Genomic DNA, 23115 nt, shown 5'->3' on the forward strand with positions numbered 1-23115 from the left:
TCAGGTCGCACGCATCGACACCCCGCCACGATCCGACGCAAAGCGCGAAACAAACACGCGACGCAACAGCGCGCCATGCAAGCGCACACGCCCAGCGCGCGTGCCGCTGAAGCGTCCCGCGCCACGACATATAACGAATCCACTCACGGACCACCCTTTCATGCTTGCCCCGATTACCCGACTCTTTCCGCTCTGGGCCGTCCTCGTCTCATTGCTGGCTTACTTCGATCCGGGCCTCGTCGCGCCGATCGCGCCGCACGTCACGACGCTCCTGATGATCATCATGCTGTCGATGGGCGTCACGCTCTCGTTCGCCGACTTCCAGCGCGTCTTCACGCGGCCCGCGCCGGTCGCGGCAGGCATCTTCCTGCATTACCTCGTCATGCCGCTCGCCGCCTGGGCGATCGCCAAGGTGCTGCGCATGCCGCCCGATCTCACGGCAGGCATGGTGCTCGTGGGCAGCGTGGCAAGCGGCACGGCGTCCAACGTGATGATCTATCTCGCGCGCGGCGACGTCGCGCTGTCGGTGACGATCAGCGCGCTTTCCACCCTGGTGGGCGTGTTCGCGACGCCGCTGCTCACGCGTCTTTACGTCGATGCGTCGATCGTCGTCGACGTGCGCGGCATGCTCATGAGCATCCTGCAGATCGTCGGCCTGCCGATCGCCATCGGCCTCGTCGTCAACCGGCTCGCAGGCGGCCTCGTGCGCCGCGTCGAGCCTGTGCTGCCGCTTGTCTCCATGGTGTCGATCCTCGCGATCATCGCCGCCGTGGTGGGCGGCACGCATGCGAGCATCGCCACGGTCGGCCCGCTCGTCGCGCTCGGCGTGGTGCTGCACAACGGCATCGGGCTGCTTGGCGGCTACTGGGGCGGGCGCCTGCTCGGCTTCGACGAGTCGGTGTGCCGTACGCTCGCCATCGAAGTGGGCATGCAGAACTCGGGGCTCGCCGCGACGCTCGGCAAGCTCTACTTCTCGCCGCTCGCGGCCCTGCCGGGCGCGCTGTTCTCGGTGTGGCACAACCTCTCGGGCTCCGTGCTCGCGGGTTACTGGGCCGGCAAGCCGGCGCGCGGCAGCACGCGCAATGCGCAAAGCGCCGCGAACGCGTCGCCCGAGCGCGGTTGATCGATACGGTGGTCAAGCGCCGGGCCAGCGTTCCGACGCTTACGCCACACGCTCCTGCGGTGCGCGGTCTCGCGCCCCCGCCAGCCTGCGGGGCGCACGCCGCGTTAGCCTCACCTGCAGCCATGCTCGCAGCCTCGCGAAGCGCCATTCGCGCGGCTGTGCCAGAAGCTCGCCCTCGCAGCGCACTTCAAAGCGCACCCCCTCCCGCCATCCACTGATGCGCGCCCGCTCACCAGGCGCAAGCGGCAGTGCTTCGCCCGGTTCGAGCCAGTAGTCTTCGGTATCGCCTTCGACCGTCATCCAGACGCGGCCCTCGAGCGCCATCACCACGCCGCCCTGCGCCGCGCGAATCGTGCGGCAAGCGTCACACGGCACCCACAGCGCCAACGCGTCCTTGAAGTCTGCGTGCATCACCACGCGGGTTTCTGCTCTCATTGCGCGCTCCGTTCGTTCGAGATGCGCGCAGTGTCGCGCCGCAAGCCCCACGAACGTTTCCGGCCGCGCTGAAACGTCAGTTGCATGCGGCCCAAGAATTGCTCAAGGGACTTGCTCGCCGCCGCAGGACCAGTAGGCCGCTTCCCGTAGAATTTTTGTGAAGTCGTGCAATGAAAACGAACCATCATGCGGCGTGCCGCCATGGAGAATCCGCTTGCCCGCGCATCCCGCCCCAACCGCAGCCGCGACGCGACGCATAACGAAGCCGGGCGCCTCGCCGTGCGCGCCCACGGTTGCGCTGTATGCCCGCTTTGCGCTCGTTTGCCTTGCGCTGGTCGCCGGCTGCGCAACGCGCCCGCCCGCCACCGACTACCCGCGCGAGACGAGCGCGGCCCTGCCGGCCACGCAGGCCAGCGCCACGCCGCTTGGCGCCGCGCTCGCCGCGCCCGAAGCCGCGCACCCGGGCGAATCGGGCTTTCGCCTGCTCGCCACCGGGCCGGACTCGCTGCAGATGCGCGTCGCGCTCGCGCGTGCGGCGACGAAAACGCTCGACATGCAGTACTACATCGCCAACGAGGACACCACCGGCAAGCTGCTGCTAGGCTCGGCGCTCTATGCGGCCGATCGCGGCGTGCGCGTGCGCATGCTGGTCGACGACCTGAATTTTCACGACATCGACCAGCTGATGGCCGCGCTCAACAGCCATCCGAACATCCAGATCCGCGTGTTCAACCCGTACGGCAGCACGAGCGAGTCGATGTACCTGCGCACGCGCAACTTCTTCTCGAACGTCGACCAGTTCACGCGGCGCATGCACAACAAGGCGACGATCGTCGACAACGAGATGGCGATCGTCGGCGGGCGCAATCTCGGCGACGAGTACTTCAACGCCAGCCCGACGCTCGACTTCCGCGACCTCGACGTGCTCACGGCCGGGCCGGTCGCGCAAAGCGTCTCGGCAAGCTTCGACGAGTACTGGAACAGCTCGATCTCGTACCCCTTGAGCGTGCTCAATCATCAGAAGTTCGACGCGCACGATCTCGACACCGCGCGCGACGACCTGCGCAAGCACTGGCGCGAAAGCGCCGAGCCTTACAACGCCAAACCGCTCAACGCCACGCCGCTCGCGCAGCAAATCACGGGCAATACGCTCGCGCTCGTCTGGGCGAAATGGGCGTTCGTGGCCGACTCGCCAGGCAAGATCGCGGGCAGCGAGAAAGGCGAATTGGGCGACGCCATGCGCTCGCTGCTCGACCGCATCCATCAGGCGCATAGCAGCGTGCTGGTGTTCTCGCCGTACTTCGTGCCGCACGACACGGGCGTACAGACCATCCGCACGCTCACTGCGCACGGCGTGCGCGTGGCGATCCTCACCAATTCGCTCGCCGCCACCGACGCCGTTGCGGTGCAGGCCGGCTACAGCCCTTACCGCGTGCCGCTGCTCGAGGCCGGCGCCGAGCTTTACGAGTTCAAGCCGCTGCAGCCCGAACACGCCGACCAGCGGCGCTTCGGCGTGGTCGGTTCGCGCTCGCGCGCGAGCCTGCACGCCAAGGCCTACGTGATCGACGACAGCACGCTCGTGATCGGCTCGCTCAATCTCGACCCGCGCTCCGCGCGTCTGAATACCGAGCTTGCACTCACCGTGGAGAGCCCACCGATCGCGCACGAAGTGGCCGACCTGTTCAAGCGTGCGATCTCGCCGCAGGTGAGCTACCACGTGACGCTCGCAACGCCCGCGCAACTGGCGCAGCTCCAGGGCACGACGGTCAACTCGCCGCTCGTCTGGACCGACGAGGAGAACGGCATGATCCGCACCTACAACCTCGACCCTGGTGCGGGTTTCTACAGAAATGTCCTAACCGGGCTATTCTTGCTGTTGCCGGTCGACAGCCAGCTGTGAACCGGTCGTGAAGCGACTGTGAGCACGACCTGGCTGTCGCCCGCGCAAGATCGCTTGATTTACGTTGTAACGTCCGCCGTCGAGCCAGCCGCGAAGCCGCCTTCATCGCCATGAGCGTCGGGCCTTCGCAGCGGCCGCGCCAGCATAGCGCCGCCGCCCAGCCACCACGCGGATCCGAACCCGTCACGAAAGCGGCGCCCTCGCGCGAGCGAGGATGCGCCGCCTCAATCACCGGAGTATCAAATGACCGCAAGCAACGAAAACGTCCGCATGGAGCGCGACACGTTCGGCGAGATCGCCGTGCCCGCCCAGCAGCTTTGGGGCGCGCAAACGCAGCGATCCCTGCAAAACTTTCGCATCTCCACCGAAAAGCAGTCGCCGGAACTGATCACCGCGCTCGCGACGATCAAGCGCGCCGCCGCCGAAGTGAATCTCTCGCTAGGCGTGCTCGACGAGAACAAAGCGAAAGCGATCATGCAGGCCGCCGACGAGATCATCGCGGGCAAGCACCCCGGCGAGTTCCCGCTCGCCGTGTGGCAAACGGGCTCCGGCACGCAGACCAACATGAACCTCAACGAGGTGATTGCGAACCGCGCGAGCGAGATTCTGGGCGGCGAGCGCGGCGAGGCGCGCAAGGTGCATCCGAACGACGACGTGAACCGCGGCCAGTCCTCCAACGACGTGTTCCCGACCGCGATGCACGTGGCGGCCGCCTACGGCATCGTCAAGCATTTGCTGCCGGCGCTCAAGACGCTGCGCGATACGCTCGACACCAAGGCCAAGGCTTTTGCCGACATCGTGAAGATCGGCCGCACGCACCTGCAGGACGCCACGCCGCTTACGCTCGGCCAGGAGTTCTCGGGCTATGTCGCGCAGCTCGATCACGGCATCAAGCACGTCGAATCTTCATTGCCGCATCTCTACGAACTCGCGCAGGGCGGCACGGCCGTGGGCACCGGCCTGAACGCACATCCGCAGTTCGCGCACAAGGTTGCGGAAAGCATCGCGAAGCTCACGGGCGTGCCCTTCGTCACTGCGCCCAACAAGTTCGAAGTGATGGCCGCCGCCGACGCGCTCGTGTTCGCACATGGCGCGCTGAAGACCGTGGCCGCGAGCCTCATGAAGATCGCCAACGACATCCGCTGGCTCGCCAGCGGCCCGCGCTGCGGTCTGGGCGAATTGTCGATTCCCGAGAACGAGCCGGGCAGCTCGATCATGCCGGGCAAGGTGAACCCTACGCAGTCCGAAGCAGTGACGATGCTCTGTTGTCAGGTGTTCGGCAACGACGTGGCCGTGAACATGGGCGGCGCGAGCGGCAACTTCGAGCTGAACGTGTTCCGCCCGATGATCGCGCACAACGTGCTGCAGTCCATCCGCATGCTCGCCGACGGCGCGCTCAGCTTCAACGATCACTGTGCAGTGGGGATCGAACCGAACCGCTCGCGCATCGACACGCTGCTCAACGAGTCGCTCATGCTCGTGACGGCGCTCAATCCGCACATCGGCTACGACAAGGCCGCGCAGATCGCGAAGAAGGCGCACAAGGAAGGCACCACGCTCAAGGCCGCCGCGCTAGCACTCGGCCACGTGACCGAGCAGCAGTTCGACGAGTGGGTGAAGCCCGGCGAGATGGTGGGCGAGGCGAAGAAATAAGCCCTGTTTGAAGGGCTGAAATGCATAACGGGCGGCGAGGTTCACACCTTTGCCGCCCGTTTTTTCATGCCGCCGCAACGGCGCGCATGCGGATCAAACCTGCCCTTTCGCCACTTCCTCGGGCTTGAGTTCGACGATCGCGTCGAGCGCTTCCTTCACGTCGAGCGCGTATTTCGCGAGGCGCTTCTGCTCGTCCGTTTCCGGTACGTACGTCGGCACGGGAATCGGGTTGCCGTTTTCGTCGACGGCCACGAACACGATCAGGCAGTCGGTGGTGAGGCGCAGCTGGCCGCTCTTCGGGTCGCCCGCATGCACGGTGATGTGGATGTGCATGGACGTGCGGCCCGTGGCGACCACGCGCGCGCGCAGCTCGACCATGTTGCCGACGAGAATTGGCCGGCGAAAGCGGATGTTGCCCACGCTCACCGTCACGCAATAGCGGCCGGACCAGACCGCGGCACACGCATATGCCGTCTCGTCGATCCATTTCATCAGCGCACCGCCGTGCACTTTGCCGCCGAAGTTCACCGAAGTCGGCTCGGCGAGGAACCGGAACGTCGTTTCCGAACGGTCCAGCGGCTGGGTAGGCGTCTTCATCTCGGCTTGGCTCATGGCGATTACCGCATACGGCGGCCCGTATCGTAGTGTGGGGAATGGAGGCGTCGATTATACGAGTGCAATAAGACAGACAGTCGCAGCCGCTTGCGAAACCCCATTCGCGATTGATTCAGCTCGCCGCGAATCGCGCCCGGTAATCGAGCGGCAGCACGCCATAGCATCGCTCGAACGCGCGCCGCAGATTCTGCTCGGTGCCGAAACCGCAATCGGCCGCAATCCGCTTGAGCGGCCGGCGCGACTGCGCGAGCGCGTGCGCAGCGGCCTCCACGCGCATCGCCGCAACCGTGCGCGCAGGCGTGCGCCCCACCGCGTCGACATAGCGGCGCGCAAAGGTGCGCGGGCTCATGCGCGCTTCCTCGGCGAGGCGCTCGACGCTGAGCGCGCCGTGCAGGTTGGCGGCCATCCAGCCGTGCAGCGCGTCGAACTCCCCGCCCGCGGTGGCTTGCGCCGCAAGCGCCTCGCTGAACTGCGACTGGCCGCCGGGCCGCTTCATGAACACGACAAGGCGGCGCGCCGCCTGCATCGCGACCGCGTGGCCGCAGTCCTCCTCGATCAGCGCGAGCGCGAGATCGATGCCCGCCGTCACGCCCGCCGACGTCCAGACCACACGGCCGTCGCGCTCGTCGCGGATGAAGATCGGCTCAGGATCGACTTCCACGCGGGGAAAACGCCGCGCGAGCTGGGACGCGTTGCGCCAGTGCGTGGCGGCGCGGCGGCCGTCGAGCAGGCCCGCCGCGGCGAGATAGAACGCGCCCGTGCAGACCGACGCGACACGGCGTGCATGCGGCGCGGCCGCCGCGATCCAGGCGACGAGTTCGGGTTGCAGCACGGTGGTGTCGTCGACGGGGACGCCGGGCACGATCAGCGTGTCGATCGTGGCGGGGTCGAGCGTGTCGAGCCGCTCGGTGACGATGGGCATGCCCGCGAAGGTCGGCAGCACGCCGCCAGCGACCGAGGCGAGCGTCGTGCGGTAGGCGCAAGGCTGCGCGCCGTTTGCACTGCCGCTCGCGCCGCCGGCCGTGCGCATCGCCAGCTCGGCGCGCCAGAATGCTTCGATGGGTCCGCAGGCGTCGAGCAGCACAAGCTCGGGCGCGACGGCAAATACGACGTGGCGTGCAGCGGCAGGGAAAGTCGGTTCAGACGGCATGACGGCGAACTCGATGCTGACGAAGTGCCCTCATCATCGCACGCGCGCGATTGGCAGTCAGGTCAAAGTAACGTCAAATCCTGCCAGTCGACGGTGACGACAGGATCACGCGTGGCCGCTCACTTATGGAACGTGACGCCTTCGTCGATCGTGCCGTACATCGTGATGCCGCTCGTGCTGTTCGACGGCGGCGTGGAACCGCCTGCACAGGCGGCGCACAAGGCGGCGAGCGCGGCGGCGGCGAAAAGAGCCAGGAAGCGTTTCATAAAGGGCAAGCCGATAGCGTGAATAAACGATTCTAGCGCGGCGCTCCCGCGCGCCGCAGTACGTACCACCGCGCGCGACTCGGCACTCATCGAGCGGCTGCAATCGACACTTCATCGCAGAGTGAAACGTCGAATGCGCCATTTCGCTAAAGTGACGGTGTGGGTGAAATCCGCCGCCATCGCCAACCATGAAGGAGCCGCCATGACCCTGCCCGCCACCGACGAATCGAGCCACTTTCCGGGTCTCGCACGCGTTGCCGCGCTGCTCGCCGATCCCGGCCGCGCCGCCATGCTATGGGCGCTCATGGACGGCAGCGCGCGGCCCGCGGGCGAACTCACGATGATCGCGGGCCTCTCGCCTTCGGCGGCGAGCGGCCACCTCGCCCGCCTGACCGATGGCGGCCTGCTCGCGCTCGACGTGCGCGGCCGCCACCGGTACTACCGGATCGCCACCCCCGAGATCGCGACAGCGATCGAGGCGCTCATGAACGTCGCGCATGTGTCCAATGTCGTCGCGTCGCAGCGCCCGACACCCCGCCCCGCGCGGACGGTGCCGCTGGAGATGCGCCATGCGCGCACCTGCTACGACCACATGGCCGGCGAAGTCGCCGTGCAAGTGTTCGAGCGCCTCGTGGGCGGCGGCCTGCTGGTGCGCGACGGCGACATGCTCGAAGCCACGCCGGAGGGCGCGGCGCGTCTCGCGGCGTGGGGCGTGGACGTTGCCGCGCTGCGCGCACGGCGGCGGCGCTTTGCCTGTACCTGCCTCGACTGGAGTGAGCGCAGGCCGCACCTGGGCGGCGCACTCGGCGCGGCGCTGCTCGATTCGTGGACGCACAGCGGCTGGATCGAGCGCACGAGCCGCCCGCGCGTGCTGCGCATCACACCTAAAGGACAACACGAATTCGATGCGCTCGTCGGCGCATAACACAGCGCGCGAGCGAGGCCGTATTAACTGACAAATACCCAACGAAATCGCGGATTTCGCGCGCAAAAGGTCGCGTTTCTCCCGCGGCCACACGTTCTGTTACATCTGCTGCATAAGCCTTAACAAATCCGCGAGCATGGAAACAAGCCTGCCGGATACAGTGCCCTGCATGGGATGGCAATCGGCGCAACAGCACCAAAGCGCCCGGTCCCATGGACAGGAGAACAAAGATGAGAACGCGCACACCTACGATCACCCAGTTTCGTCGCACGTCCCGCCGCACGCTGTTCGCACTCGCCGCGCTCGCGGCGCTGAACCTCGCCGGCACGAGCGCGGTTTTCGCGCAGGTGGCGCCCCCCGATGCGGCGGCCAGCCCCACTGCTACGGGCGGCGATCCGCCCAGCCGCGTGGCGCGCCTCGACTACATGGCCGGCGCCGTGACCACCGAGCCGGCCGGCGCGAGCGACTGGTCGTACGCGCAGCTCAACCGCCCGCTCACGACCGGCGACCAGCTCTGGAACGACGCCAACGGGCGCTCCGAGCTGCACATCGGCTCGACGGCGGTGCGCCTCGGCGCGCAGACGAGCCTCGACGTCCTCAACCTCGACGATCAAACGGCGCAGCTCAAAGTGCCGCAAGGCACGCTCTCGACGCGTGTGCGCGAAGTCCCGCCCGGCACCTCGTATGAGATCGACACGCCGAACCTCGCGCTCGGCGTGACGAGCCCCGGCGACTACCGCGTGGATGTGGCGCCCGATGGCAGCAGCACGACCGTGACCGTGCGCAACGGCAGCGTGACCGTTTACGGCGAAAACGGTCAGATGCCGATGACGGCCGGTCAGCAGATCCGCTTTGCCGGCACCGACCTGCAGCAGGTGGCGAGCGACCAGGCGCCGCCGCCGGACACCTTCGACCAGTGGGCTCTCGCACGCGACGCCGCCGAAGACCGCTCGGTCTCGGCGCGCTATGTCTCGCGTGACGTCCCGGGCTACCAGGACCTCGACAACAACGGCACGTGGCGCAGCGATCCGCAGTACGGTGAAGTCTGGACGCCGAACTCGGTGCCCGCCGGCTGGGCGCCGTATCACGACGGCCATTGGGTGTGGCAGGCGCCGTGGGGCTGGACGTGGGTCGACGACGCGCCCTGGGGCTTCGCGCCGTACCACTACGGCCGCTGGGCGTACGTCGACGATTCGTGGGCCTGGGTGCCCGGCCCGGTCGTCGAGAGCGCACCGCCCGTCTATGCGCCGGCGCTGGTGGCGTTCGTAGGCGGCGGTGACGGCGGCACGGACTGGGGCGTCAACCTCGCCGTGGGCGGCGTCGCGGCCGCGGGCGTCGCGTGGTTCGCGCTCGGGCCCGGCGAGCCGTGGCATCCGCACTGGGGCGGCTGGAGTCCGAACTACTACCAGCGCGTGAACCAGACCGTCGTCGTCAACAACTACCGGCGCGACGTCAACATCACGAATATCAACGTTCACAACACCTACGTGAACTATCGCGCGCCGGGCGCTGTGACCGCCGTGCCGGCCACGGCGTTCGTCCACGGTCAGCCGGTCTCGCGCTTCGCGCAGCATGTCGATCCGCAGCAATGGCGTAATGCGCGGATCAACCCGGGTACGCCCGGCATCGCGCCAGTGCAGGGCAGTTTCGGACCCAACATGCGCCGCGCCAACTACCGGCCGCCCGCAGCGCTCAACCAGCGCCAGGTCGTAGCCACGCGCGCGCCGGTCGCACCGCCTGCGTTCCACGACAACCTCGCGCAGCGCTTCGCCCACACCGGCGGCGCGGTGCCGGGCGCGGGTGCGCCCGTGGTGCGCGTCTCGGCGCCGGCGCATGCGCCTTCCTCGCCGTTCGCGCCGGCTTCGCATGGCGCGTGGCCCGCGCAGAACGTGCGCGTCGTGCCGCCGCATTCGCCGGTGCTCGGCGCAGCCGGCAGGCCGGCTGCCCCGCAGGCGCAGGCTGGCCGTCAAGGCATGCCTGGCGGCGCACCTCAAGCGGGCGCCGCGGCCGCTAACGCCATGCCGCGTGGCGCCGAGCATGGCCAGCCGGGCATGGCACCCGCCGCGCAACAACAAGGTGTGCCGCGCCCGCCGCAGTTCGCCGGCCGTCCGGAAGGCGGCGCGCCCGCAGCAGGCCAGCCGGGTCCGGGCGCCATGAACGCGGCGAATGCAGCGCCGCGCGGCGAAGCGCATCAGCCAGCATGGACGCAGCCGCACGCGCCGATGGCCACGCGTGGCCAGCCGGGCGGCAACGAGGCAGGCAGACCGCCCGTCGTCGCGATGCAACAGCAGCGTGACGCGGCACGTGGCCAGCCGCAGGCGCAACCGCAGCAACGCATGCCCGAGCCCGCCGCGGCGCAACGCGCGCCGCAAGCCGAGGCGCGCCCCGAGGTCCATCCGCAGGCGCAAGCTCAGCCGCAGCCGCAGCCGCAACAGCGTGCTGAGGTTCGTTCGCAGCCCCAGCCCCAGCCGCGTCAGGAGTTCCATCCGCAGCCCCAGCCGCAGCAGCACGCGGAGGCGCGTCCGCAGCCGCAGCCCCAGCCGCAGCAGCACGCGGAGGCGCGTCCGCAGCCGCAGCCCCAGCCGCGCCAGGAGTTCCATCCGCAGCCGCAACCGCAGCAGCGCGCCGAAGCCCGTCCGCAGCCGCAGCCCCAGCCGCGCCAGGAGTTCCATCCGCAGCCACAGCCGCAGCCACAGCAGCACGCTGAAGCCCGCCCGCAGCCGCAGCCGCAGCCTCAACCGCGTCCGCAACCGCAACCCGCGCCTCACCCGCAAGAGCGCGCAAGCGGCAACAATCACGACGATCGCCACCACGGCTGATCGCCGCGCCAGCAACGAAAAAGCCCGCGAACGTCGCCGTTCGCGGGCTTTTTTCATGCCGCTGTCATCCCGCCACTACCGTGAATGCAAGCGCCTCACACCGCCATCGGCGCAGTGAGCGGTTCATGATGGCGGTAGTCCACGAGCGAGAAGTCCGACGGCTCGACCTTTTCGAGCCACTCCGGCTCATAGACGCCCGTCTTCGCGTACTCGGGCACGCGCTCGGAAATGGCCAGACGCGGGCTTGCATACGGCTCCCGGCGCAACTGCTCGTTGAGCATATCGAGCTGATTCTCGTAAATGTGCGCGTCGCCGATGAAGTACGTGAACCAGCGCGGCGTATAACCCGTCAGCCGGCCCACGAGGTGCAGCAGCACCGCGCCTTCGGTCAGGTTGAACGGCGTGCCGAGGCCCACGTCGTTGCTGCGGATATACAGGCACAACGAGATTTCGCGCTTCGTCGGGTTCGGCACGAACTGATACAGCAGGTGGCAAGCCGGCAGCGCGATCTCTTCGAGCACCGCCGGATTCCAGCCATGAAACAAAATTCGACGGTCGGTCGGGTTGTTCATGATCGTGTCGAGGCACTGACGCAACTGGTCGACCGCCTTGTAGAGCAGCACCTTGGCTCGCCCATCCTCGGTAAATTCTGCGACGCGCGCGTAGCCGCGCGATTGCGCGTCGGCGAGCTGCGCGGCGGCTTGGGCGTCGAGCACCTTGTAGGCTGGCCAGCGCCGCCATTGCACGCCGTACACGTCGCCCAGATCGTCCGTGCCTTCGCGGTACGGATTGGCTAGCCACTGGGCGTTCTCGTTCGCGTTGGCGTCCCAGACCTTGCAGCCCAGCGCGCGGAAATCGGCAGCGCTGCGCGAGGCGCGCAAAAATCCGATCAGCTCGCCCACCGCCGACTTGAACGCCAGTTTCTTCGTCGTCACCGCCGGGAAGCCGTCCTGCAGGTCGAAGCGCAGCATGGCGCCCGGCTGGCTGATCGTGCGGATACCGGTGCGGTTTTCCTGCCAGGTGCCGGTGTCGAGAATCGAGCGGACGAGCTCGAGATACTGTTTCATGCGCGGTTCCCTCGTCGGGCACATAGCGCCCGGGTCGGATTCAGGATGGAAAAGGAGGATTTTACCCGGCGCGCGCGTCCCGGGTCGGCCGCGCCGAAAGCGCGAGTCCGTCACGAAACGGGGACAAGGGCGAAACGCCCGCAGGACGGGCTACGAAGAGCCCTGGGAAAAGCTCGCGGCGCAACGAGTCGCAGCGAGATGAAACACCATGACAATGACCCGCCACAAGCGACGGCGCGCGCTCAACGCACGGCGCACGAAAGCGCCGGCCGCTTCAAGCAACCTGAATCAGACTCGAACAACCTCACCGCGCCTCAACCGCCCGACGCCAGCCCGCCCGGATGCGGCGCGAGCGGCTCGCTTTCCATGTGGCGCATGCCATGCGCACACAAGAGCCGGTACAGCGTCACGCGCGAGATGCCAAGCTCCTGGGCGGCGTCGCCAAGACGGCCGCGGTGGCGCAGCAGCGCAAGTTCGATGGCCTGACGCTCGGCGGCTTCGCGCGCCTGGGCGAGCGAGACCGGCACCACTTCGACGTAGTCGCCGAGTTCGAGATCGCGCGCCGTGATCGCGCGGCCCTCCGACATCACGATGGCGCGCCGCACGCGGTTGATCAGCTCGCGCACGTTGCCGGGCCAGCTGTAGTTGTGCAGCGCCGCGATGGCGTCGGGCGAAAAGCCGCGCAGGCGCCGGCTGCCGTCCTTCTTGAAGCGCTCGAGCATGTGCCGCGCGAGCAGTTCGATGTCTTTGCCGCGCGCGCGCAGCGGCGGCTCGTCGATCTGCAGCACGCACAGGCGGTGATACAAGTCCTGGCGGAAGCGCCCTTCCACCATCGCCGCGCGCATGTCGACGTGGGTGGCCGAGATGATGCGCACGTCCACCGGAATCGACTGATGGCCGCCCAGCCGCTCGATCTTGCCTTCCTGCAGGAAGCGCAGCAGGCTCGCCTGGCTTTCCATGGGCAGGTCGCCGATTTCGTCGAGAAAGAGCGTGCCGCCGTTGGCCGATTCGACGCGCCCGACCTTGCGCTGGCTCGCGCCCGTGAACGCGCCGCGCTCGTAGCCGAACAGCTCGGACTGCAGCAGGTGCGGGGGAATGGCGCCGCAGTTGATCGGCACGAACGGCGCGCTACGGCGCGACGAGCGCTCGTGGATCGCCACCGCCGTGAGTTCCTTGCCCGTACCGGATTCGCCAGAAATGAACACCGGCGCGTCAGTCAGCGCGACCTTGCGGATCGAGCGGAACAGCGCCAGCATCGCCTCGCACGAGCCGACCATTTCGCCTTCGCTGCCGCCCGTGGTGTCGTTCGAGGCGACTTCGCCGAGCGAGACCATGCCATACGCATGGCCAACGGAATCGACGATGCGATCGCCGTTCCAGGGGACCGTTACGTAATCGAAACAGTAATCGCGCACCAGACGGCGCAGCGTTGCGTCCTGCAGTTGCCCGGTCGTGGTCGCCGCCACCCAGCCGACGTTGGGCAGCGTGAGGCACGGCTCGAATGAGCCGATTTCATGCAGATGAAATTCGCTTGATAGATCGAGCAAGCCCCCCGCGGGCATACCTGCGCGAAGCGCCCGCCGCGCGTCCCGTGCGTTGCCGACGATCTCCACCTGCCAGCCACGCTCGTGGAACCGCTCGTTCAACGCTTCGACCGGTTTTCGCGTCACGTACACCAATTGCCGCGTTGCAGGTTCCATTATTCAGATCCTCTTGCCAACACCATCGTTTGGGAATGACGGCACGCACCTGAATGTACAGACACGCAGCAAAAAGCGACTTTCGCGTACCTGCAAAAAAACAGTGAACGCGCATGCTTTTGCTGACAGTGAATCCCCGAGTTGTGGCGTGTGTGTCAACTTGCCCAGTTGCGGGCTTTTTCTTTTAGGCATTACGGCTTTTTCTGAAGCTTACTATAGCCTCATGGCACTTGGATAGAATTTATGCAATTGGAATGCATAAGGGACTGATGGAAATGTTTCCACCTGTTTCCCGGCATTTTGTCAGTGCAGAAATAATTACGGATGTTTCCATTCTCTGAATAGTTAAGCGTCTGGCGCGCAAACGTTCTCCTTTGAAACCATATGGCATTCCAAATGGGTTTAAACGGCCTCACGTTTCAGCGCTGAAACATTTTGGCGAATATCCGCCATTCAAAGTTTGCAGAGAATAGTGCGGTTCGAAGCGTATCAATGGATTGCGGGCGATGGCACACGTTTCGCTAAATGTCTCGCACCAGGAGATACGCCATGCGACTCAACATCCAGCAGGTCCTGCGCAGTGTCATCGGCTACGGCAGCGCATGCGCCGCCATGCTCGTACCGGCCGCCCTCCTCGTCCTCTCGCCCGCCGCTCGCGCACAGGCGCCGGACGATGCGTCAGCCGCGCCAAACACGGTTGTCAGCGTCGCGAACGCCGCCCCGGATGTCGTTCCTGCAACACCTGCGGCACTCGTTCCCGCCACGCTCGCCGTAAGCGCGCCGGCCGACGATACAAACGCCGCCGCCACGGACTCGACCAGCGCCACGGCCACCAGCGCGCAGGCGCCGGCCGACCCTGTCGCCTCTGGCAACGATGGCGCCTTCGCGGGCATCGGCTCACTCGACGATCAGACGCTCTCGCGCCAGCGCGGCGGCGCCGTCGGCATGGTGATGGTTGCGGCCACGCCACAACTGATGCGTGGAAACAACAACGTGACGCTCTGGGACGAAATCGCGCCGCCTGCACCGCTGCCGATCCCCGTCGACGCCACGCAGAACGCGCAGGGCAACCTCGCAAGCTACACGAGAAAGTGACGATGAGATAGCACCCGTGCCGCCTGCGGCGCGGTGTCCGGTTCGCGGTGAATAACGCGAAGCCAGGACAAATGGACCGGACAAGGCGCCCATGCGCCGACTCCGGCCAGGAGGAGACCAGAATGACAGCACGCAACTCGACGCGCGGCGCAAGCCGCCGCTCGATCCAGGCCGCCGCCGCCCTGTGCGGCGCCCTGGCCGCGAGCGTCACAGCGGGCGTGTACGCCCAGCAGGTGACGAATCCCGGCGACATCATCGTCGAACGCGACATCACGCCGCGCAGCGCCTTCGACAACGTGCCAAAGAGCCAGGACCCCGTGCTCGTGCGCGCCACGACCTTCCCCAAGAACAGCTTCGACCCGGCGATCGCGACGCTCGTCACCGACACGGACCTCACCAACGCGCACGGCTCGAGTGGCGTGAACGCGAACGGCGCCTTGAGCGCGCAAACCGCCGGCGTGCAGGCGCTCACGCGCATTCTCACGGGCAGCGCGACCGGCGCGAACGTGGCGGCCGGCCCCGGCGCGAGCGCCGGCGTAGGCGGCGGCCTCGGCGGCACGATTTCCTCGACGATCACAGGCGCGCTCGCCCCACTCTCGGGCGCCATGGGAGGCATGAAATGAGCCGTTCGATCCAGACGCCATGCACGTGGCGCACGCTGCGCACGGCGCTTCCGGGCGTGCTCGTCTGCGCCGCCGCGCTCGCCTTTGCCAGCGGCGCGCAGGCCCAGGTCAGCGTCGGCGCGACGGCAAGCATCGCCCCGGGCGCCGCCACCTCGACGACGGGCGCGCTCACCGTGAACGAAACAGCGGGGGTCGACAACGCCCAGGCCAACCAGCTGACGATCACGACCGGCAACGTGTCGATCAACGTGAACGGCGACGACCAGCTCGCCACCGTCACGGCGCGGCTCAAGGGCGCGACCGCGACGATAGGTACAGGAGCTTTTGCAAACGCGAACGGCGCAATGATGGTGAATCAGTCGGCGGGCGTGGGCAATGTCCAGCGCAACACTGCACTCATCAGCAGTGGTGCGATTGGTGTGGTGGCGGTCTCGGACGGTGAATTGTCCGCGGCGGCTGCCCAAAACGGCAGTCGGGGGCAAATGGCCCAGGCAGGGGGTATTCGTGAGGTACGCATCGACAATGCGGCATTCAGGAATGCGACGGGCCTCGTGCAGGTGAACCAGACAGCCGGCGCCGGTAACGCTACGGCAAACAGTTTTGTGCTCCGTCCCCCGGCGGGCACTCTTTTTTAACTGACCACTCAGTATCGGAGCGAAATCATGAAGCGCACCCTCATAGCAGCGGCAGTTCTCGCGTCGGCGGTAGGTTCCGCTCACGCGGCTAATTCGGCGTATCTGTTCAACGCCACAGGCGTAACCCAGTACGTCGGCATCGAAGGCTTTGTCGCGCTGTTCGGCTGCGTCTCGGTTTCGAGCACCGCTGGCGCCGTCATCAACAACAACCAGACTACCGGCGGCGGCACGCTCATTCCGCAAGCGCAAAGCTATAACAGCGGCAAGGTGACGACGACGTTCAACAACACGAATTTCAGCGTGATGGGCACGGGCAGCAACACGTTCACGAAGTCGTCGAGTTCGAGCGAGTCGAGCATGTCGTCATCGTCGAGCAGCCAGTCGAGGACGCATGATGTCAATGCATCGACCACGAAGAGCTCGTCGAGCAGCTCGACCTTCAGCAAGTCGCTCGACGCAAGCGCGAGCGCCGACTATCACGTCAAGACCGATAACGGCAGCACGCACGACCACACGACATCGAGCACCTTTAGCGATACGGGCAACGCGGCTCTCGGTACGAGCTACAGCAGCGTTGGCAACAACACGTCCACGAAGTCGCAGAGCGGCAATGGCAGCCTGACAGCCAACGCGTCGTGGTCGCACAGCGGCAACCCGCACAATGGCTCGGCAAGCTTGAACCTCAGCGGCTCGGAAAGCACGTCGCACACGAAGACGAATTCGCATAACAACAGCGACACGACGAACGTCGGCGCAGCGTGGGATGTGAACAACGCCAAAAACACGAGCAACAGCTCGACCACCGCCAACACGGCTTACGCCGACGGCACGGCGAGCGCGTCACTCTCGGCCAGCGTGAGCGGCTCGAGCAGCAAGACGAAGGACTCAAGCAACACGTATGCCCATACGTACAGCGAATCGAGCACCAGCGCGAATTCGCATGAACATCAGTCGTCGCACCAATCGAGCTCGACCAAGAGCTGGGGCTATAGCGTGAGCGACACGCTCAACACCGTCGACGAGCACACGACCGGCTACGTCACGCAGCACATCAACACGCAACAAGCCGGCACGCTCGACGCCAACACAGGCAGCAACGCAGCAACCGGCGTGACGGGCAACCTTGGCGTGAACATCGCGGAAGGCATCAACAACGCGCAAAGCAACGATGTCGCGCTCGCTTCCGTCGACATGGGCAACGTCTTCGGCAACGCGCAGATCTTCAACACGCAAAGCTCCAGTGGCCGCGCGAACGTGAAGAACTTCAATCTGAACGCGTCGGTCGGTGACGGCTCGCTTGCGAACGTCTCGGGCAACGTCGGCGTGAACGTCGCATCCGGTATCGGCAACGCGCAGAACAACAGCCTCGCCGGCTCGGTGACGACGGCAAACCCGGGTTCGGCCTCGACGGTTGCAATGGTCGCGACGGATAACAACGTGCAGAACGCCAACATGTCGGCAACCGGCCAGTTCCAGGGCACGGCTAGCCTCGGCGCCAATACGCTCACCGGCGCGCAAGGCAACATCGGCGTGAACATTGCCGGCGGCATCGGCAACCTGCAGCACAACGGCATGGCAATCGCCGCGATGAACAACGGCCACTAAGCACGGCTGGCAGTACCGCAGGAACTGGGCTCGTCCCAGGCAGTAACGCAGCAAGCAACGCGCGCCGGCTGTCCCACCGCAGCCGGCGCGCAAACCAGAAGGCAGGAGACCACCATGTCCGGGCCCCTCTCGACCCCGGCGTCAAGGATGTTTGTGCTCGCGCTGACGCTTACCGCCAGCGCGGCGCTTGTGCCTGTGCATGCACAGCAGTCGACGCTCGACGCGACCCACCTCATCGGCGTGCCGGTGAAGCTTCCGGTCCACTCGATGCGGGACCTGCGCTATCGCAGCATCGTCAGCCAGCAGTATGACTACAGCTGCGGCGCTGCCGCACTCGCCACGCTGCTCAAGTACGGCTACGGCATCGACATCCCCGAACCTGAGTTGATCCGCCAGATGATGGTGTTCTCCACACCCGAGGTGGTCGTCAAGAACGGCTTCTCCATGCTCGACATGAAGAAGTTCGTCGAGACGATCGGCTTGCGCGGCCGCGGTTTTCGCGTCAACACCGACGCGCTCTACCACCTGCAGATTCCCGTGCTGGTGCTCATGAACATCGATGGCTACGAGCACTTCGTGATCGTCAAGCATGCCGAGAACAGCCGCATCTTCATTGCGGACCCCGCGCTCGGCAACCGTATCGTCGCCGAAGACGACTTTGCCAGGACATGGAACGGCCTCGTCTTCGCGGTGCTCGGAAAACCGTTCCTGGAGGATTCTCCGCTGTTGCAGAACAACGAGTCGCTCGCGCTCAAGCTGCGTGAAAACGCACTGCTCAATGGCACGGCCGCGACTCCCTTCTTCGAATACGGCCTCGATAAGGCCGTCATGTTCTGAAGTCCGAAGAATCATGAAACGCAACCTCTCACAGTGTGGCATCGCGGCAGCTGTCTCCGCGCTCGCCTGCGCTTTCTCGAGCGGTGCGCTAGCGGCCGATGGCATCGGCTTGCCGCAGCCGGTGCCGGCGTTTCTCTCGAACGCCGACGCGCAGGCGCCAGGCATCCGCTGCGAGGCCGTCGGCGACGACGTGCTCGCGCATCAGACCGGCAAATATGCCGGCAGCAACATGATTTCCGGGTTCGTTCTGAACCTGCTTTCTCAATGGCAATTGCCAAACGGCGCGGCCGCAGTCGCGCAAGGCGCGCTCGCGGTCGCCCAGAACGCGGCCAACCAGGTGAGCGCGCAGGTCAAGACATATGCAGCCGTGATCGACCCGGCGCAGGGCGGAACCACGAGCGCGAACAGCGGCGCCAACCCGAACGCGACGGCCACCGGCGGCCAGAACGTTTCGGTCAACGGCGTCTCGCAGATCACCCAGGTGGCCGGCAATGGCAATACGGGCGCCAATGCCGCAACCATCTCCTACGACAACAACGCGCCGCAGGTCGCCAACCTGCCAGGCGCCAACCAGTCGAGCGCGTCCGCCTCTAACGCGAGCGGCAGCATCAAATCGGGCATCTCGTTCGGCAGTAACGGCGTCAATGTCACGCTGCAAACGCCGGCCGGCATCGCCACGCAAAACGTCATGCCGGGCAACGCGCAACAGGCCGGCGCGATCGCCCAGCTACTCCAGGTCGCAGGCAATAACCAGCAGGTCGCCAACCAGTTGCAACTGAGTCTGCAGACGCAGCAGATGACGTCGCAAATGATCCGGCAGTCCGGCGTATTACAGGCGCTGCGAAATCTCCACTAACCGAGGGCTCATCACGAGGCGCACCAACAAGGAGACCACCACGCGGGCAAGAGTCCGCGCGAGCAGCAGCACTTTGAATGAGGAGCATCGACGTGCACGGGCGCGGAACCAGGGGGTTCCGGTTCGCGCCCGCATTCGATCCCGGGGGAAGAAGAATGAAGATGATGTCAAGGACGGCCACGCCGCACGCGACGCTGGCCGCCATACCAGCAGCGGTTTTGCTGTTCGCGCTCTCGCAGTCCGCCCACGCGCAGGCGCTTCAAAGCCAGTCGATCGAAGAGCGGCTGAACACCCTCATGCGGGTGGTAGACGAGCAGCAGCGGCAAATCCAGTCACTGGAGCGCCAGGTGACGAACCTCGAAATGGCGCAACGCGGCCGAGGCATGCCGGGCGCAGGCGCGCCCGACGCCGCGTCGGACGCAACGGTTGCGGAGCAGCCCGGCGCCGACGGCCTGCCGGTGCCCCTGCCGCCGCTCGCCCAGGCGCTGCCGGGCGCCACTGCGCCCGGTGCGCTCACCGGCACGGCAACCGGCGTGCCGGTGAACCCGCCTTCGCCCGACGCCGGAGCGACCAGCGGCGCGACCGGCACCGCGGCCGCGAGCGGCCCGCAGCAGGGCGCGCCGGTTGGCGTGAACCCCAACGGCAGCCCGACCGTGGGCGAAACCCAGAAGAACGCCGAGCCCTCGCGCACGCAAGCCGAAGAAGCGGTCGTGCAGCGCGAGCACGCACCGCTCTTCGACCACAAGCTGACATTGGACTGGGGTATCAGCGACAGCTACTACGATCGCCGCCAGCTGCAGCTTTCGGGCTTCCTCGCGCTCGACGCGATCTTTCTCGGCAACATCAATCTGGGGCAGACCAAGTCGCACCAGATCACGGCCGACCTGGACACGCGCTACGGCCTCACCGACCGCATGAGCGTGGACGTGGACGTGCCGTACGTGTACCGCCACAGCACCTTCATCGTGGGCGGCGCGGGCGGCTCGGCGAGCACGCTCACGGACGCATCGGTCAATTCGAACGCCATTGGCGACGTGAACTTCGGGATCTACTACCAGTTCCTGAAAGAGACCAACAGCATTCCCGACGTAGTCGGCAGCCTGCGCGTGAAGACGGCGACCGGCACCTCGCCGTTCGGCATCAAGGTGCAGCAGATCACGCCCGACAACACCAACCTCGTCGCGCCGAGCAAGCTGCCCACGGGCACGGGCTTCTGGAACGTGACGGCCGGTCTCTCGGTGCTGAAGACCTACGACCCGGTGGTGCTGTTCGGCAGCCTCTCGTACACGTACAACATCTCGCGCTCGTTTGCCGACATCTCCTCGGTGATCGGGCAGACCGAGCCCGCCGAAGTGAAGCTCGGCGACATCATCCAGTTCGGCGGCGGCGTTGCGCTCGCCTTCTCGGACAAGGATTCGGCAAGCATTTCGTACACCATGGCCATCGAACCGCAGTCGAAGACGAAGTCGCCCGGCGGCAGCTGGACCGGCGTGCCGGGCAGCGAGACCACCGCCTCGGTGCTCAACTTCGGCCTGAATCACGTGGTCAACAAGCACTTGACGATCAACGGCGCGGTCTCCGTCGGGCTCACGCCCGATGCACCGAACTTCGTCGTCGGCGTGCGTTTCCCTTATACCTTCTGATGTCATGAGGCCGATCGTGCGCGAATCCTCACATCTGGGCGCCACCGTGACACCGCTCGCAGGAGCCGGTCAGCGTCTCGCCGTGACCGGACCGCCCCCTGCAGGCGCTGCACCCGACGCCGGCCACCCGGGCGATGCGAAGTCCGAGACAGGTCTCGATCGCACCTTGCTGTACGTCGCGCGCGCGCCCGACCCGCTGCTCAGCGCCTACCTGAAGAGCCGCGGCTGGGAAATCGCAACCGCGCGCACCGCGCACGAGGCATCGCGCCTCGTGAAGCCGGAGGCGGCCTATGCCGGCATCGTCGATGTCACCGGCTTCGCGCCGCGCGAGTTCGCGGGCCTCGAGACGATCCTGCGGCTGCAGCAGGTCGGATGGATCGCGCTCACCGACGACTCGCGCTTGACCGACGCCGAAGTGCGGCGCCTGATCCGCCACTACTGCTTCGACTACGTGCACGTGCCGGTCTCGCACGCGACGCTCGACTACCTCGTGGGCCACGCGTTCGGCATGGTGTCGCTGTGCGATCTCGACGCGCCGGGCGCCGCCGCCGCGAGCCAGGACGACGACGAGATGGTCGGCACCTGCGAGGCGATGCAGCAGCTCTTTCGCACGATCCGCAAGGTCGCCAATACCGACGCCACCGTGTTCATCTCGGGCGAATCGGGTACGGGCAAGGAACTCACCGCGCTCGCGATCCACGAGCGCTCCGCGCGGCGCAAGGCGACGTTCGTGCCGATCAACTGCGGCGCGATCCCGCATCATCTTCTGCAATCCGAACTGTTCGGCTATGAGCGCGGCGCCTTCACTGGCGCGAACCAGCGCAAGATCGGGCGCGTCGAATCGGCCAACGGCGGCACGCTCTTTCTCGACGAAATCGGCGACTTGCCGCTGGAAAGCCAGGCGAGCCTCCTGCGCTTCCTGCAGGAAGGCAAGATCGAGCGGCTGGGCGGCCACGAGCAGATTCCCGTGGACCTGCGCATCATCTCGGCCACGCACGTCGATCTCGAAACGGCGATGCGCGACGGCCGCTTTCGCGCCGACCTCTTTCACCGCCTGTGCGTGCTGCGCGTGGACGAGCCGCCGCTGCGCGCACGCGGCAAGGACATCGAAATTCTCGCCCACCACGTGCTGCACAAATTCAAGCAGGACAGCGCGCGCCGCATACGCGGCTTCACGCCCGACGCCATCGAGGCGATGTACAACTACAACTGGCCGGGCAACGTGCGCGAGTTGATCAACCGCGTGCGCCGCGCGATCGTCATGGCTGAAAGCAAGCTGATTTCGGCGGAGGATCTCGATCTCGCCCACTTCACGGCGCAGCAGACGGTCACGCTCGCGCAGGCGCGCGAAGCCGCGGAGCGGCGCGCGATCGAGGCGGCGCTGCTGCGGCACCGGCACCGGCTCACGGAAGCCGCTGCCGACCTCGGCATCTCGCGCGTGACGCTCTACCGGCTAATGGGCACGCACGGCCTGCGCGACGAAAAAACGCTCTTCGACGGCGAAGCGGAGAACCAGGCGGAATTGCCGCCCGACGTGCAGGAGTGAAACGGACGCCGGGGCACGACAGGGCACGAGTGAGCGCGCCGGGCCGCCCGGCGCGCTCAGGTAGAATCGCTGCGAACAGCTTACAACCTCGCACCTCTACCCTTTCGATGACGACGCTCACCCTCATCGTCGCCCGTGCCCGCAACGGCGTGATCGGCCGCGACAACGCGCTGCCCTGGCGGCTCCCGGAAGACCTTGCGTTCTTCAAGCGCACCACCATGGGCGCGCCCATCATCATGGGCCGCAAAACGCACGAATCGATCGGCCGCGCCTTGCCGGGCCGCCGCAACATTGTCGTGACGCGCGACGCGGGCAAGCGCTTTCCCGGCTGCGACACCGCCACGAGCCTCGACGAAGCGCTCGCGCTCGCGGCGCTGGATCAGGCGCCTACGGCATTCCTGATCGGCGGCGCGCAGCTCTATGGCGAGGGACTGGGCCTCGCGCATGAGCTCGTGGTGACGGAAATCTCCGCGGACTTCGAGGGCGACGCCACCTTTCCCGCACCGGACCCCGACGTGTGGCAAGAAACGTCGCGCGAGACGCTGCATGCGAATGCGCCGAACGACTTCGACTTTGCGTTCGTACGCTACGTGCGGCGCGATTGATTAACTGGGCGCGCAAT

Annotated in this window: 20 protein-coding genes; 15 read left to right on the top strand and 5 right to left on the bottom strand. The window is 66.5% G+C overall.

The window, feature by feature from the left end; translation table 11 throughout:
• Window positions 1-160: 160 nt before the first annotated feature.
• Complete coding sequence (panS, locus tag U5A65_RS30975; protein ID WP_321948780.1) at window positions 161-1123, top strand: ketopantoate/pantoate/pantothenate transporter PanS; 963 nt, start codon at window positions 161-163, stop codon at window positions 1121-1123.
• A gap of 39 nt (window positions 1124-1162) precedes the next feature.
• Here the strand turns inward: panS and U5A65_RS30980 are convergent, their stop codons facing one another.
• Window positions 1163-1558 (bottom strand): DUF2917 domain-containing protein, encoded by a 396-nt coding sequence (locus U5A65_RS30980; RefSeq protein ID WP_321912584.1) that lies wholly within the window; start codon window positions 1556-1558, stop codon window positions 1163-1165.
• A gap of 256 nt (window positions 1559-1814) precedes the next feature.
• On the opposite strand from U5A65_RS30980, the gene U5A65_RS30985 reads away from it, so the two are divergent.
• Window positions 1815-3458, top strand: a complete 1644-nt coding sequence (locus U5A65_RS30985) for a phospholipase D family protein (protein WP_321912586.1) — start codon at window positions 1815-1817, stop codon at window positions 3456-3458.
• A gap of 243 nt (window positions 3459-3701) precedes the next feature.
• Entirely contained in the window at window positions 3702-5111 is a 1410-nt protein-coding gene (gene fumC, locus U5A65_RS30990; protein ID WP_321912588.1) for a class II fumarate hydratase, read from the top strand.
• Between the two features lie 93 nt (window positions 5112-5204).
• Here the strand turns inward: fumC and U5A65_RS30995 are convergent, their stop codons facing one another.
• Window positions 5205-5708, bottom strand: coding sequence for an acyl-CoA thioesterase (locus tag U5A65_RS30995; RefSeq protein ID WP_069262939.1), 504 nt, complete (start codon window positions 5706-5708; stop codon window positions 5205-5207).
• A gap of 130 nt (window positions 5709-5838) precedes the next feature.
• Complete coding sequence (locus tag U5A65_RS31000; RefSeq protein ID WP_321948781.1) at window positions 5839-6876, bottom strand: GlxA family transcriptional regulator; 1038 nt, start codon at window positions 6874-6876, stop codon at window positions 5839-5841.
• Between the two features lie 111 nt (window positions 6877-6987).
• Here U5A65_RS31000 and U5A65_RS31005 point away from each other — a divergent pair, with 111 nt between their 5' ends.
• From U5A65_RS31005 to U5A65_RS31015, 3 genes are all read left to right on the top strand, one after another.
• Entirely contained in the window at window positions 6988-7164 is a 177-nt protein-coding gene (locus tag U5A65_RS31005; RefSeq protein WP_321912591.1) for a hypothetical protein, read from the top strand.
• Between the two features lie 186 nt (window positions 7165-7350).
• On the top strand, window positions 7351-8067 hold the full coding sequence (locus tag U5A65_RS31010) for a helix-turn-helix transcriptional regulator (RefSeq protein ID WP_321948797.1): 717 nt from the start codon (window positions 7351-7353) through the stop codon (window positions 8065-8067).
• Between the two features lie 230 nt (window positions 8068-8297).
• Complete coding sequence (locus U5A65_RS31015) at window positions 8298-10886, top strand: DUF6600 domain-containing protein (RefSeq protein ID WP_321948782.1); 2589 nt, start codon at window positions 8298-8300, stop codon at window positions 10884-10886.
• A gap of 95 nt (window positions 10887-10981) precedes the next feature.
• Here the strand turns inward: U5A65_RS31015 and U5A65_RS31020 are convergent, their stop codons facing one another.
• Window positions 10982-11953 carry a thymidylate synthase gene (locus tag U5A65_RS31020; protein WP_321912593.1) on the bottom strand — a complete coding sequence of 324 codons (972 nt, stop codon included), beginning with the start codon at window positions 11951-11953 and terminating at the stop codon, window positions 10982-10984.
• Between the two features lie 314 nt (window positions 11954-12267).
• Window positions 12268-13653, bottom strand: a complete 1386-nt coding sequence (locus tag U5A65_RS31025) for a sigma-54 dependent transcriptional regulator (RefSeq protein ID WP_321912595.1) — start codon at window positions 13651-13653, stop codon at window positions 12268-12270.
• A gap of 549 nt (window positions 13654-14202) precedes the next feature.
• Here U5A65_RS31025 and U5A65_RS31030 point away from each other — a divergent pair.
• From U5A65_RS31030 to U5A65_RS31070, 9 genes are all read left to right on the top strand, one after another.
• The gene (locus tag U5A65_RS31030) at window positions 14203-14748 is read left to right on the top strand and encodes a hypothetical protein (protein WP_321912597.1); all 546 of its coding nucleotides are present in this window, start codon (window positions 14203-14205) and stop codon (window positions 14746-14748) included.
• Window positions 14749-14870: 122 nt separating this feature from the next.
• On the top strand, window positions 14871-15371 hold the full coding sequence (locus U5A65_RS31035) for a hypothetical protein (protein ID WP_321912599.1): 501 nt from the start codon (window positions 14871-14873) through the stop codon (window positions 15369-15371).
• Entirely contained in the window at window positions 15368-16006 is a 639-nt protein-coding gene (locus U5A65_RS31040) for a hypothetical protein (RefSeq protein ID WP_321912600.1), read from the top strand. The genes U5A65_RS31035 and U5A65_RS31040 overlap by 4 nt, the downstream gene beginning before the upstream one ends.
• Window positions 16007-16033: 27 nt before the next feature.
• On the top strand, window positions 16034-17611 hold the full coding sequence (locus U5A65_RS31045; protein ID WP_321948783.1) for a cell wall anchor protein: 1578 nt from the start codon (window positions 16034-16036) through the stop codon (window positions 17609-17611).
• 114 nt (window positions 17612-17725) lie between these two features.
• A complete protein-coding gene (locus U5A65_RS31050; protein ID WP_415765922.1) occupies window positions 17726-18448 on the top strand; it encodes a C39 family peptidase in 723 nt (240 codons plus the stop codon).
• 13 nt (window positions 18449-18461) lie between these two features.
• Window positions 18462-19304 (top strand): peptidase C39, encoded by an 843-nt coding sequence (locus U5A65_RS31055; protein ID WP_321948784.1) that lies wholly within the window; start codon window positions 18462-18464, stop codon window positions 19302-19304.
• 164 nt (window positions 19305-19468) lie between these two features.
• On the top strand, window positions 19469-20947 hold the full coding sequence (locus tag U5A65_RS31060; RefSeq protein ID WP_321912658.1) for a hypothetical protein: 1479 nt from the start codon (window positions 19469-19471) through the stop codon (window positions 20945-20947).
• Between the two features lie 16 nt (window positions 20948-20963).
• A complete protein-coding gene (locus U5A65_RS31065; RefSeq protein WP_321912606.1) occupies window positions 20964-22493 on the top strand; it encodes a sigma-54 dependent transcriptional regulator in 1530 nt (509 codons plus the stop codon).
• 107 nt (window positions 22494-22600) lie between these two features.
• Window positions 22601-23098 (top strand): dihydrofolate reductase, encoded by a 498-nt coding sequence (locus tag U5A65_RS31070; protein WP_321912608.1) that lies wholly within the window; start codon window positions 22601-22603, stop codon window positions 23096-23098.
• The last annotated feature ends 17 nt before the right edge of the window (window positions 23099-23115 follow it).

The sequence above is a fragment of the Paraburkholderia sp. J10-1 genome, assembly GCF_905220165.1.
Lineage (GTDB): Bacteria > Pseudomonadota > Gammaproteobacteria > Burkholderiales > Burkholderiaceae > Paraburkholderia.